We start from the raw sequence: 12989 nt of genomic DNA, 5'->3' as shown, positions 1-12989 counted from the left end.
CAATTAAGCTTCGAATGGGTGAACTTTGATGATAGTTTCGTTACGGTCAGGACCTGTAGAGATGATGTCTACTGGAACGCCAGTTAGCTCTTCAATACGCTTGATGTAGTCAAGAGCTGCTTGTGGTAGAGCATCTAGTGACTTAGCACCAAATGTGTTCTCAGACCAACCAGGCATTGTTTCGTAGATTGGCGTTGCTTTTTCGAATGCTTCAGCAGCCATCGGAGAAACTTCTAGCACAGAGCCATCTTCCATCTTGTAACCAGTACAGATTTTTAGCTCTTCTAGACCATCTAGTACGTCTAGTTTAGTTAGACAGAAACCAGATACAGAGTTGATTTGGATTGCACGACGCATAGCAACAGCATCGAACCAACCTGTACGACGTAGACGACCAGTTGTCGCACCGAACTCGTGGCCAACTTCACCTAAGTGCTTACCAATTGGATCTTGCTTATCTAAACCGTCGTATAGTTCAGTCGGGAATGGACCAGCACCAACGCGAGTACAGTACGCTTTTGCGATACCCAAGATGTAACCGATGTGACGAGGACCAAAACCAGAACCTGCAGCAACACCACCAGCAGTCGTGTTAGAAGACGTTACGTACGGGTAAGTACCGTGGTCGATATCAAGTAGTGTACCTTGTGCACCTTCGAACATGATCTTGTCGCCGCGCTTACGTGCTGCGTCTAGTTCGTCAGTTACGTCGATAACCATTGACGTTAGTAGTTCAGCGTAGCCTTTAGCTTGCTCAAGTACTTCTTCGTAGCTTACTGGCTCCGCTTTGTAGAAGTTAACTAGTTGGAAGTTATGGAACTCCATGACTTCTTTTAGCTTCTCTGCGAAAGTCGCCATATCGAATAGGTCGCCAACGCGTAGACCGCGACGAGCAACTTTATCTTCGTATGCTGGACCGATACCACGACCAGTAGTACCGATAGCTTTTTTACCGCGAGCGATTTCGCGAGCTTGGTCCATTGCAACGTGGTAAGGAAGAATTAGCGGACATGCTTCAGAAATGAAAAGACGCTCGCGTACTGGAATACCGCGCTCTTCAAGAGGCTTCATTTCTTTAAGTAGAGCTTCAGGTGATAGTACAACACCGTTACCGATAACACATTTTACGTTATCGCGAAGGATACCTGATGGAATTAAGTGAAGAACGGTTTTTTCACCGTCAATTACGAGAGTGTGACCTGCGTTGTGACCGCCTTGGTAGCGTACCACGTATTTTGCATCTTCAGTTAAAAGGTCTACGATTTTACCTTTACCTTCGTCACCCCATTGGGTGCCTAGAACGACTACGTTATTTCCCATCTTTCCAAGTCTGATTGCTAGTTAAAAATGGATTCTAGCACCGAATCACGCTTCTTGCAGTCATTTTTTGTTCACAGAGTTGCTACCAGAATGTCATCTTGCCGCTTTGTTCATTTTGAAATCAGCATATCACTGATAGTATTTAGCTTTCTCTATTCGACTGGAAAGCGCTATGTCTGAATCCATATGGTTGGCGATTGGGCTCGTCTTGATCGTGGAAGGCATTGGGCCACTGATTGCTCCTAACGGTTGGCGGAATATGGTGGCTCAATTAAGTGAACAACCCAACAATCAGCTACGACGCATCGGTGGCTGCCTAGTAGTTGCTGGAGCCGTAATCGCCATCATGATGAGCTAGCACTTAGCATCAGATACAAAAAAGGCTCCCTAAGGAGCCTTTTATTTCAATGAGACGCGGAGATTATTTCTCCATGCTGCCCTTCGACTGGTTCATGTATTGGAAGAACTCACTCTTCGGATCAAGTACCAGAATATCGCTCTTAGAGCTGAAGGACTTCTCATACGCACGTAGCGAGCGTAGGAAGCTAAAGAACTCAGGGTCTTTGTTGTACGCTTCAGCATAAATCTTCGCAGCTTCAGCATCCGCCTCACCTCGTGTCACACGCGCAGTTTTATCAGCTTCAGCTAGAATAGTTGCTACTTCTAGTTCTGCTTGAGCACGAATAACTTCCGCTTTTTCACGACCTTGAGAACGGTGCTTACGAGCAACGGACTCACGCTCCGCACGCATACGACGGTAGATAGACTCACTGATTTCATCAGGCAGGTTGATTTTCTTCATTCGGAAATCAACGACACGAACACCCAAGTCTTTCATTGCGCTTTCACGCGTGTCTTTCAATACTTCAGACATGATTAGGTCGCGTTCACCATCAATCTCAAGCGCCTCACGAGCCGCTTCAGTTGCGACAACATCGGCACTTGCGTCTTCTGGTAGCACATCATCGTTACGTGGACCAGATACGATCTGTTTGATTTCACGAGCACCGATTTCAGAACGAAGCACGTCCGTCACTTTACGCTCAAGTAGTGCCTCTGCCGTTAGCGAGTTACCACCGCCAGTCGCGAGGTAGTAGCGACCAAAATCTTCAATACGCCACTTCACGTAGGTATCAATGATAACGTCTTTTTTCTCGGACGTTACGAAACGGTCGGCACGGCCATCCATTGTTTGGATACGTGCATCAAGTTGTTTCACACGGTCAAACAAAGGCATCTTGAAATGCAGACCAGGCTCGTAAATTCGAGTGATGTCGTTGTTGTCTTTCAAGACACGACCAAATCGAACCACGATACCGCGCTCACCTTCAGGAATCACAAACAAAGACATCAACATTAATGCCAGTGCGATTACCAGTACAGGGATCATTAACTTACGCATTCTTAGTATCTCCCTTGACGTGAACCTGTTGAACGAGACTGCGTGTTCGAAGTGTCTTCTTGTGTACGATCAGACTCAAGTTGAATTTGATCATAGGTTGAAGATGACTTCGATTTACGTTTGGTATCTGCTTTGCCCTCTTGTCCCGCCAACTTATCGATTGGAAGGTAAAGAAGATTGCCGCTTGATTCCGAGTCAATCAACACTTTCGAAGTGCTTGAGTACACCTCTTCCATTGCGTCGATGTACAGACGATCACGCGTTACACCAGGCGCTGCTTGGTATTCTGGTAGTAGTTTTTCGAACTGTGCTACCTGACCAAGAGCCTCGTTAGTGACACGCTCATTGTAACCTTGTGCTTCTTTCTTCAAACGCTCTGCACGACCCGTTGCCTTAGGCAAGATTTCGTTCTTGTATGCTTCAGCTTCACGAATGAAACGCTCTTCATCCTCACGTGCTGCGATTGCATCATCAAACGCATCTTTCACTTGCTCTGGTGGACGAGCAGACTGGAAGTTCACATCAACAAGTACCAGACCCATATCATAGCTATCAATGATTTGGTTCAGTGTTTCTTGCGTAGTTTGACGAATTTGCTGACGACCACTGGTTAGAATGCTATCCATCAATGAGTCACCAATTACTGCACGTAGTGCAGAATCCGTTGCTTGACGCAAGCTGTCGTCTGCATTGGTTACACGGTACAAGTATTTGTATGGGTCAGTCACTCGGTACTGAACATCCATCGCAACTGTTACAACGTTTTCATCTTTGGTCAGCATTAGACCAGATGCACGTAGTGAACGAATCGCTTGTACGTTTACCGCTTCGTACTCATCAATAAAGCGAGGACGCCAGTTAAGACCTGGGTCTACGATACGATCGTATTTACCTAAACGCAGTACAACACCACGCTCTGCTTCACCGATGGTGTAAAAACCAGCGAAGAACCAAACTGCAACAGCAATCAGAGCAATCACGCCAAAGCCAATTGCACTACCACCACCGCCGCCGATTGGAGAACCACCGCCGCCTTTTTTACCAAACTTGCCGCCCAGCTTTTGACTCAGTTTGTTGAACACTTCATCTAAATCTGGCGGACCTTGATCTCGGCCACCAGGACGCTGGCCACCACGATTATTATTACCCCAAGGGTCATTATCGCGGCCATTGTTGCCGTTGTTATTTCCAGGCTCATTCCACGCCATTAGAAAGCTCCATCATTTGATATGACGTTATACTGTAGCAGTCCTTTAAGTGACTATAAAGCCAGTCAAAACTGCCCCTTCTCTTTTTTCAAGTCTAGACCAATCTACTTGCTGCATTCGAATATCGATCAACAAGTTACCATCCTGGTCATATTCCTCACGTTGAATACACTTCATTTGGAAGAAGGTACTACGGAATCGTCCTTGATACTGTGGAGGAATTCGCAACTGATGCTCGACCATTTGTGACGCCAGACGTTCCGTCAGAGCCTCAAACAGGACATCAATGCCCAACCCATCCATTGCTGAAACCCAAACTGCGCGAGGTACGCCTTCCTCGTCTCGTTCTATACGTGGTTTCTGCGAATCTAGATTGTCGATTTTGTTCATGACAACCAGAGTCGGCACTTCATGCGCGTCGATCTCTTCTAGTACTTCATGAACAGCTTGAATATTCTCACGAAAACGCTCATCACTGGCATCAACAACATGTAACAAAATGTCAGCTTCTTGCGTTTCCTGCAAGGTTGCCTTGAAGGCCGCAACCAAGTCGTGTGGCAAATGTCGAATAAAACCAACCGTGTCTGCCAAGATGGCAGGACCAACATCTGCTAACTCTATCTTACGTAAAGTCGGGTCCAAAGTAGCAAATAATTGATCAGCCGCGTACACGCCAGCTTCTGTAATACGGTTGAAGAGTGTCGACTTACCCGCGTTGGTGTAACCCACAAGTGAAACCGTTGGGATTTCAGCTCGATTTCGGGCGCGGCGCCCTTGTTCACGCTGCTTCGCTACTTTGTCTAAGCGTCGCAGGATGGCTTTGATTCTGTCACGCAATAAGCGACGGTCGGTTTCCAGCTGGGTTTCACCCGGGCCACGTAAACCGATACCACCTTTCTGCCTTTCAAGGTGTGTCCAACCACGAATCAAACGAGTAGAGATATGACGAAGTTGAGCCAGCTCTACCTGTAGCTTACCTTCGTGTGTTCGAGCTCGTTGAGCAAAGATATCGAGAATAAGACCAGTGCGGTCGAGAACTCGACATTGGCACAGTGCTTCGAGGTTACGTTCTTGGGCAGGAGAGAGGGCGTGATTAAAAATCACAATTTCGGCACCAGTTGATTGTACCGCTGTAGCAATCTCTTGGGCCTTACCCTCTCCGACATAGTATTTCGGGTGTGGGGATTGACGACTACCAGTTACCACTTGTAGCGCCTCTACCCCAGCAGAAGAAACCAGCATTTCGAACTCAGCCAGATCTTCCCATTCACCTTCTTGCGTGAAGTTGATATGAACAAGTACGGCTCGCTCACCGGATTCATAACGGTCAAACAAGCAATCAACTCCTTATTTTAAAAATACTCGATGAAGAATTAATCTTCAGATTTCTCTTGTGGACGCTCACCTTGTGGACGTTCACCGCTGTGATGGCTCACTGGACGAGCCGGCACAACTGTTGAGATCGCGTGCTTGTACACCATTTGGTTAACAGTATTCTTCAGCAGGATCACAAATTGATCGAATGATTCGATCTGACCTTGTAGTTTAATACCATTCACAAGGTAGATAGATACCGGGATACGCTCACGACGTAGCGCGTTTAGAAATGGGTCTTGTAGAGATTGCCCCTTAGCCATTTTTATTTTCCTTATTTAATTTGTAGTTGTAATTATTTAGCTAGTGGTGCAATGCAAAAGATACGGCTTTTGCATCTGAGCTAAACGAATCAAAAATGCACTCTAAGTAATTAGCAGCATAGTATAAAAACCGCCAACAACAGATCCTTTGAGAGTGCGTTCACGCAAAAACGATCACATTATACACAGCTATGTCAATCAGATGCTATTGCTTCCGACATCGTTTCTAATGCCTGTTCAATGTTCTCGCTATCCAACCAAGTTAAATCATCCCAGCTGCGTAACCAGGTGATTTGACGCTTGGCCAATTGACGAGTCGCGCATACGCCACGAAATACCGCTTCGTCACGTGTACACTCCCCATCTAAATACTCCCACATCTGTCGGTAACCGACGCATCGTATGGAAGGAAGATCGGGGTGAAGATCTTTTCGCGAATGTAACGCTTTCATTTCTTCTTCAAAGCCCGCTTCCATCATCTTCTCGAAACGGAGTTCAATCCGACGGTGAAGTTCTGCCCTATCCTTGGGAGCTATTGCAAACTGCTTGACTCGGTATGGTAGGCTTTCACCTTTCGTTTGAGTCAATTCAGTCAAAGTTTTACCTGAAATGCGAAAAACTTCCAATGCCCGAGATAAACGTTGGGGATCATTGGGATGGATTCTCGCGGCTGACACAGGATCAACCTCTTTGAGTTCATCGTGCAACACTGACCAACCTTTAGTCAATGCCTCTTGTTCAATTTGCTGACGAATTTCAGGATTTGCAGCAGGAAGTGGTGATAAACCTTCAAGTAACGCCTTGTAATACAGCATTGTTCCACCCACAAGAAGTGGAATTTTTCCTTCTGCAACAATATCATCCATCGCTTTCAATGCATCTCGACGAAAGTCGGCGACAGAGTAAGATTCACTTGGATCCAAAATATCTATCAAGCGATGAGGCGCCAAACTTAGCTCTTTTTCATCCGGTTTCGCCGTACCGATATCCATCCCTTTGTAGATCAAAGCAGAATCAACACTGATGATCTCAACCGGAAATTTTTGACGAAGACGAATCGCCAGCTCAGTTTTGCCTGATGCAGTTGGCCCCATTAAAAATAGCGCCAAAGGTAGTTTATCTGTCATGGTTTTAATTTGGCTATCGTGGCAGAGAAATCAACAGCGGATACGAATTTTGTATCTTCTAATGGCAATTGACCATGTCTTAGCTGTTCAAGTTCCGCAATAATTTGAATGGCTTCAGAAAAAGTATAGTGACTCTTCACTGTCGTGACCTGTAATGCGAGCCAATCTATCAACTCAGACAGCATCTGAGCCGCTGCTATACCTTCGTTCACACAAGATTGCGCGTAAGATAACAGATCTGGTACTAAATTTTGTAAGTTTTGTTGACGCAGCGGAGCTGGGACGCCCATCACCATTAAGGCGTGCTCGTTTCTCGCTTTCAATTGAATACCAAGCAATGCCAAATCTTGTTGATAATCTTGGGCCAGTCTCACTAATTCGGCCTCTAACTTAATAGATAGAGGAACAAGCAGAGGTTGTGCCTTAAGTGCACCATCGCTTGGAGTGAGCTGGCCTTTTACACGATAAAATTCTGCTCTAGGTAACGAGACTAACGCGGCCCCACTGTCACTGCTCATCAAAACAAATTGTTCATCGACCACCATCAGCGCTTTGCCTAATGCAGTAATCGATGGCATTGATGTGTGCGAAGTTATCGTTTGGGGCGCTATTGGAGTGACTGCCTGAGCCTCAAACTCTGGCGTTTTCAACAGCTCGTGATAAGCGCGTACTTCTTGTTTAGTTGGCGCTGGTTCTACGTGGCGCTCTTTACTGTGACTTGGCTTTGGTGCAGGTTTGGATTCCACCCAATCATTACGTTTGAATGACTCCACTACGCGCGCCTCTCGCACGGAGGTCTCACTAGGACCGCTATTACGAGGCTTCACTTCATAATCACTGCGTCCAGGATAAGCCGGTGTACTCTCTATCGCTTGATAAACCCGCTCTGGCACCGGTGAAGATGCTGGCTCTTGTACTTTTTCAGGCTCTGGCGAATGCTCAATCTCTTCGGATTCAGTCGGTTCCACGCGATGAAATGCCGATTCATTCACCTGTGGTTTATCAATCACAGCGCTTTGTGAAAGTGCATCCGTCAAAGCTTGATAGATGAAATCATGCACCAAACGAGCTTGGTGGAAACGCACTTCATGCTTAGCAGGGTGAACATTCACATCTACTTGGTGCGGATCTAGCTCAATAAAGAGCACATACGCAGCAAACTGATCTGGCTTTAAGCTCATTTCATAGCTTTGACGAATCGCGTGATTGATTAATTTGTCACGCATCATTCGGCCATTCACATAGCAATATTGTAAATCGCTTTGCTGCCTTGCTCCCTCTGGTGTGGTAATCCACCCATGTAACTTTAACCCTTGATGCTCAAGCTCGATTCTGAGCATATGCCGCACAAACGCATTACCGCAGACAGCAGCAATACGCTTTTCGGTTTGAAGCTGATTTTTCGCCGCGCGATATTGACGGATGATCTTGCCGTTATGACGCACATTGATGGTGACATCAAAGCGGCTTAACGCAATGCGTTTCAATAACTCATCAATATGAGCAAATTCGGTTTTCTCCGTACGAAGAAACTTGCGACGCGCTGGAGTATTAAAAAATAAGTCCAACACCTCAACGGTAGTGCCAATCGGGTGCGCTGCTGGCTTAAGCTTCACCTGCATATCACGCCCTTCGGAGTAGGCACTCCAGGCTTCTTCTTGTGCCGCAGGACGCGACGTGAGCGTCAAACGCGAGACTGAGCTAATACTGGCTAACGCTTCACCGCGAAAACCTAGACTCATAATGGCTTCGAGATCATCTAAGGTATGTATCTTAGATGTCGCATGACGACTGAGCGCTAAGCCGAGTTCATCTTTCGCGATACCTTTTCCGTTATCACGAACACGAATCAGCTTTGCGCCTCCTTTCTCGATATCGATATCGATTCGAGTTGCGCCAGAATCAAGACTATTTTCAACCAGCTCTTTAATCACAGAAGCAGGTCTTTCGACCACTTCCCCTGCGGCGATTTGGTTTGCAAGTCTGGCTGGCAAAATTTTAATCGTCATAATGAGTTAGGAGCTCACCTACTTGTTTGGAATGATCAGGACTTGCCCAACCGCTAGCTGATCAGAGCGTAAGTTATTCGCTTTACGAATGCTCGATACGCTAACGCCGTATTTGGACGCTATTTTGCCAAGGAACTCACCCCGAGAAACCTTGTGCTTACGAATCGGTTTATCTTTTACCGCGACCGTTATCTTCAACTTTTGCCCTACCCACAAGGTATCTGACTTCAAGTTATTCTCTCGGCGGATATCTGAAACCTTCACTTTATAGTGATTCGCAATCTTACCTAAGAACTCACCAGACTTAACCTTGTGCGTAATGGTTTCTGTCTCAACAGTAATCGGTTTACTTGGCACTTTAATCGTACCAGCAGAAGGAATGTTGAGCTTCTGACCAATTGCCAAGCCTGTCGACTTCAAGTTGTTTGCCGACATCAGCGCTTTAGAGCTAAGCCCATATTTGTTCGCGATCACCGATAATGACTCGCCACGCTTTACAATATGTACCATTGGCTTCGCTGAAGGCGAGAACACCGTACCCTCTGGTGGGTTATCTTTTAAGTACTTGACGACCGCCTTAGTGATAGCCTGAGCTAACTTATCTTGGTGCGCTCGTTGAAACAGTAAACGCTCTTCTGTTGGGTTAGAAATAAAGCCCGTTTCCACTAGCACAGACGGAATCTGTGGAGAGCGTAAAACCGCAAGGCTGGTGTTGATCGGTTTGGTGTTATGCAGGTGCGCAACACGTCCCATCTCACCTAGGATTTCTGTTGCCAGTTTATAGCCTTCTTTTTGTGAATGACTAAACTGCAAGTCCAACAAAGTTTGGTTCACGTTACGATCTTTTGTCTTCGTGAAGAACGCATTACCCGAGCCGCCCAATAACTCAGACTGTTTCTCATGGTTCTCGACCCAACGAGCAATTTCGGTATTTGCACGACGAGTATTTAGTACGAAGACCGATCCACCGCGAGGCTTCGGTGAAGTAAACGCATCTGCGTGAATGGAAATCAGCAAGTGCGCATCATTTTCACGAGCAATCGCGACACGACGGTTTAAGTTTACAAAATAATCTCCCGTACGAGTCATGCGCGTTTTAATACCAGGAGTCGCATCGAGCTGAGCAGCAATTTTTCTTGAGATACTCAATACCGCATCTTTCTCGTACTTACGACGTGAAGGGCCAATAGAGCCAGGGTCTTCCCCACCGTGACCAGGGTCGATAACAATTAACACTTCTTGAGCTCGTTGAACTGAACTCATGTCTTTGCTGGCCGCCGCTGGCTTACTCGGTTTAGAGGTCGATGCCTTCTTACCGTGCGGTAAATCAATCACCAAGCGGTGACCATACTGCCCACCTGGTGTTGGGCTTAATTTAAATAATTCCGCTTGAACGCTCTTTTTTAGTTCAAACACCAAACGATAAGTGCCCTTCTCTGGAGGCGAGCTTTTTCGTACCAGTTTTAAAACAGGGCTATCCGTAACAGTAACAGGCAGTTTGGCCTGCATCGTCGTGCTTTTTAAATCCACGACAAGGCGATCCGGCCCTGATAAAGAGAAATAGGAATAGTCAGCTTCCGAGCCTAAATCGATGACAACACGTGTTTCATCAGGTGAAGGCCAAACTCGAAAACTCTTAACGACGTTAGCAAATGCTAAATTGGGGATGAGAAGGAGAAAAGTGGCGACAAACGTCGCCACTACTCTAAAATTTGAAAAACTCAACATAGCTCCAATCGACTGAGTAACTGCACACCATAATCATTATTAGCTGTTAGTTCGGCTACACGTTGCTCACCTTGGTAGCGAATGTTTACATCAAGATCCGGTTGTGGCAGTAAGCCATGCCCTTTTTCAGGCCATTCAACCAAGCAAATCGCATCGTCTGTGAAATAGTCTCGAATCCCCATAAACTCAAGCTCTTCAGGATCCGCAAGACGATAAAGGTCGAAGTGATATACTTGCCACTGATCCAACTGGTACGGTTCGACTAGAGTATAAGTTGGACTTTTCACGTTACCTTGATGACCAAGAGCACGGACAAAACCACGACTAAAGGTTGTTTTACCTGCACCCAAATCACCATGCAGATAAATTGTGGTTTGCTGGGAACAAAGCTGAGCCAAAGCGGTGCCTAGTGCAACCGTTTCATGCTCATCTTTTAAATTGAATTGTTTCGTGCTCATTGATGCTTCTCTAACTAATGATCGTTGACTATATAAAAATCAAAAGAACAGGAATAGTAAACCGTGTTGGTTTTGAGAGACAAGCTTTCAAATGTCATATGTGCGAAAAAAGTATCCAATAAACGGTATCTTAATCATCTTAGTATCGACCTAGATTTAGAATATATGCAAATGACTTCAATAAGCAGTATTCACAACATCAAAAACGTACCTAACTGGGTAGCACCAAAGCCAGAGATCCGTTAAGATCCGCCCCCCTTTATTCCGGTGGTTAACATGAACTACGAACAACTCGCACAACAAATCAAAGTTTGGGGAAAAGAACTCGGCTTCCAAAAAGTTGGGATCTGCGACGTTGATCTGAGTGAACATGAAGCAGCACTACAAAAATGGCTTGATGCAGGCTATCACGGCTCAATGGATTGGATGGCTCGTCACGGTATGATGCGTGCTAGACCCCATGAGCTACTCCCGGGAACCGTTCGTGTTATCAGCGTCCGGATGGACTATCTGCCACCAGAGGCTCAATTCGCTTCGAACCTCGCGAATAAAAGTCATGCCTATATTAGCCGCTACGCACTAGGGCGCGATTATCACAAGCTCGTCAGAAAGCAGCTAAATAAGCTCGGCAAACTTATTGAACAAGAGGTTGGTCAATATGGTTACCGACCTTTCGTTGATTCCGCACCAATATTAGAGCGACCTCTCGCCCAAAAAGCGGGCTTAGGTTGGACCGGGAAACATTCCCTGATTTTAGATCAAGACTGTGGATCGTGGTTCTTTTTAGGTGAACTACTTATCGACTTACCACTACCCGTAGATGAGCCAAGCGTTGATCAGTGCGGTAAATGCAAAGCATGCATTACATCATGTCCAACACAAGCCATCGTTGAAGACAAAGTTGTCGATGCCAGGCGTTGTATCTCTTATCTCACCATCGAGTTCGATGGCGTGATTCCTGAAGAGTTTCGAAAGCCAATGGGTAACCGCATTTATGGTTGTGACGACTGTCAATTGGTTTGCCCATGGAACCGCTACGCCGACATAACGGAGCAAGATGATTTCCACCGTCGTGACAGTTTCAAAAACCCTGACCTCGTCGACATGTTTAACTGGGATGAAGCGACTTTTCTAAAAAATATGGAAGGCTCCGCTATCCGTCGTATTGGTCATATACAGTGGCTACGTAACATCGCTGTCGCACTTGGTAATGCAGAATATAGTCAGCGAATCATAGATGCGCTGGAAAGTCGGCAAGGTGAAAATAAATTACTTGATGAGCACATTAAATGGGCTTTGACAGAGCAACTGAATCAACTCCCCACTGAGAGTAATTCATCTATAGAGACGAAAAAGCAACGCTTAATAAGGATAGTCGAGAAGGGACTGCCGAGAGACGCATAGAGCGTAGTCTATATGCAAGAGATTGAAAGTACTTTTGCATGTTCAATTCATGACCTTGTTCTCAATTTTGTAATGTGGAAAAAAATTTGAGATTCAAGAAAAACAAGCTAGCAGAAAAAAGTTAAACACAGCTCGGAGAAATGACTAGGATCAAAAAAACACCAGTTAATGATCGTATTTTAACGTACTCGATCCGACAAAAAACTTATTTTTTCTTTATATAACAAAGAGTTAATTGGTATTTCTTTGTTGTTTCCACTTCATTTTAGAGAAAAGATCTTTCTTCCCCATCATAAAAAGTCAAGCTAAAAACACTTTATCAACCAACTTATCCACAGAACGACGTATGTGGATAACTCTGTTAATTAAAGTAGATAAAACACGCGAGGCCTCATCATACTTGTACGTCAGCCGATTCATATCGTGTTTTAAACACAAACGAAATCGTCCGACATCATATGATGCGGATAAAAGTTTAGCTTTTGGGGATTCATGCTTCGCAGCATTATGAAAAGAGCGATGTGATTGGTTGCGAGAAGCAGGCGTTGAATCAAGCGGCGCATCCGTAGACGACTTAACAATTGTATACTAAATAAGTACTCAATCTATCGTCTTGTATTTGGTTGCGGGGGCCGGATTTGAACCGACGACCTTCGGGTTATGAGCCCGACGAGCTACCAAGCTGCTCCACCCCGC

11 protein-coding genes are annotated in these 12989 nt (G+C 45.6%); 2 read left to right on the top strand and 9 right to left on the bottom strand.

What is annotated here, in order from left to right; all coding sequences use genetic code 11:
• Positions 1-3: 3 nt before the first annotated feature.
• Positions 4-1320, bottom strand: a complete 1317-nt coding sequence (locus R7Q48_RS21960) for an adenylosuccinate synthase (protein ID WP_005381385.1) — start codon at positions 1318-1320, stop codon at positions 4-6.
• A gap of 172 nt (positions 1321-1492) precedes the next feature.
• Here R7Q48_RS21960 and R7Q48_RS21955 point away from each other — a divergent pair, with 172 nt between their 5' ends.
• Positions 1493-1678, top strand: a complete 186-nt coding sequence (locus tag R7Q48_RS21955; protein ID WP_005381383.1) for a DUF2065 domain-containing protein — start codon at positions 1493-1495, stop codon at positions 1676-1678.
• Between the two features lie 63 nt (positions 1679-1741).
• On the opposite strand, the gene hflC is transcribed toward R7Q48_RS21955, so the two are convergent.
• From hflC to tsaE, 8 genes are all read right to left on the bottom strand, one after another.
• Positions 1742-2722, bottom strand: coding sequence for a protease modulator HflC (hflC, locus tag R7Q48_RS21950; protein ID WP_005381382.1), 981 nt, complete (start codon positions 2720-2722; stop codon positions 1742-1744).
• Between the two features lie 2 nt (positions 2723-2724).
• Entirely contained in the window at positions 2725-3930 is a 1206-nt protein-coding gene (gene hflK, locus R7Q48_RS21945; RefSeq protein ID WP_017633728.1) for an FtsH protease activity modulator HflK, read from the bottom strand.
• A gap of 45 nt (positions 3931-3975) precedes the next feature.
• Positions 3976-5265, bottom strand: a complete 1290-nt coding sequence (gene hflX / locus R7Q48_RS21940; protein WP_005381380.1) for a ribosome rescue GTPase HflX — start codon at positions 5263-5265, stop codon at positions 3976-3978.
• 38 nt (positions 5266-5303) lie between these two features.
• Positions 5304-5567 carry an RNA chaperone Hfq gene (hfq, locus tag R7Q48_RS21935; RefSeq protein ID WP_005381379.1) on the bottom strand — a complete coding sequence of 88 codons (264 nt, stop codon included), beginning with the start codon at positions 5565-5567 and terminating at the stop codon, positions 5304-5306.
• A 194-nt stretch (positions 5568-5761) separates the two neighbouring features.
• Positions 5762-6694, bottom strand: coding sequence for a tRNA (adenosine(37)-N6)-dimethylallyltransferase MiaA (gene miaA, locus R7Q48_RS21930; protein WP_005395375.1), 933 nt, complete (start codon positions 6692-6694; stop codon positions 5762-5764).
• Entirely contained in the window at positions 6691-8703 is a 2013-nt protein-coding gene (gene mutL, locus R7Q48_RS21925) for a DNA mismatch repair endonuclease MutL (RefSeq protein ID WP_171343383.1), read from the bottom strand. Before mutL ends, miaA begins: the two co-directional genes overlap by 4 nt.
• Before the next feature lie 18 nt (positions 8704-8721).
• Positions 8722-10431, bottom strand: coding sequence for an N-acetylmuramoyl-L-alanine amidase (locus R7Q48_RS21920; RefSeq protein ID WP_005381374.1), 1710 nt, complete (start codon positions 10429-10431; stop codon positions 8722-8724).
• Positions 10425-10889: a tRNA (adenosine(37)-N6)-threonylcarbamoyltransferase complex ATPase subunit type 1 TsaE gene (tsaE, locus tag R7Q48_RS21915; protein WP_005381372.1), complete on the bottom strand. Its 465-nt coding sequence runs from the start codon at positions 10887-10889 to the stop codon at positions 10425-10427. Before tsaE ends, R7Q48_RS21920 begins: the two co-directional genes overlap by 7 nt.
• Positions 10890-11165: 276 nt before the next feature.
• Between tsaE and queG the strand changes: the two genes are divergently transcribed.
• Positions 11166-12293 carry a tRNA epoxyqueuosine(34) reductase QueG gene (queG, locus tag R7Q48_RS21910; RefSeq protein ID WP_005381370.1) on the top strand — a complete coding sequence of 376 codons (1128 nt, stop codon included), beginning with the start codon at positions 11166-11168 and terminating at the stop codon, positions 12291-12293.
• The last annotated feature ends 696 nt before the right edge of the window (positions 12294-12989 follow it).

It is taken from the genome of Vibrio sp. 378 (genome assembly GCF_033339435.1).
Note: the sequence above shows the minus strand (reverse complement) of the source record. Positions and strands in the feature narration are given on the sequence as shown.

What these genes read in the sequence shown, in the direction of transcription:
- R7Q48_RS21960 (WP_005381385.1), bottom strand. Translation starts at nt 1,320, where the DNA reads ATGGGAAATAACGTAGTCGTTCTAGGCACCCAATGGGGTGACGAAGGT.
- R7Q48_RS21955 (WP_005381383.1), top strand. Translation starts at nt 1,493, where the DNA reads ATGTCTGAATCCATATGGTTGGCGATTGGGCTCGTCTTGATCGTGGAA.
- hflC (WP_005381382.1), bottom strand. Translation starts at nt 2,722, where the DNA reads ATGCGTAAGTTAATGATCCCTGTACTGGTAATCGCACTGGCATTAATG.
- hflK (WP_017633728.1), bottom strand. Translation starts at nt 3,930, where the DNA reads ATGGCGTGGAATGAGCCTGGAAATAACAACGGCAACAATGGCCGCGAT.
- hfq (WP_005381379.1), bottom strand. Translation starts at nt 5,567, where the DNA reads ATGGCTAAGGGGCAATCTCTACAAGACCCATTTCTAAACGCGCTACGT.
- miaA (WP_005395375.1), bottom strand. Translation starts at nt 6,694, where the DNA reads ATGACAGATAAACTACCTTTGGCGCTATTTTTAATGGGGCCAACTGCA.
- mutL (WP_171343383.1), bottom strand. Translation starts at nt 8,703, where the DNA reads ATGACGATTAAAATTTTGCCAGCCAGACTTGCAAACCAAATCGCCGCA.
- R7Q48_RS21920 (WP_005381374.1), bottom strand. Translation starts at nt 10,431, where the DNA reads ATGTTGAGTTTTTCAAATTTTAGAGTAGTGGCGACGTTTGTCGCCACT.
- tsaE (WP_005381372.1), bottom strand. Translation starts at nt 10,889, where the DNA reads ATGAGCACGAAACAATTCAATTTAAAAGATGAGCATGAAACGGTTGCA.
- queG (WP_005381370.1), top strand. Translation starts at nt 11,166, where the DNA reads ATGAACTACGAACAACTCGCACAACAAATCAAAGTTTGGGGAAAAGAA.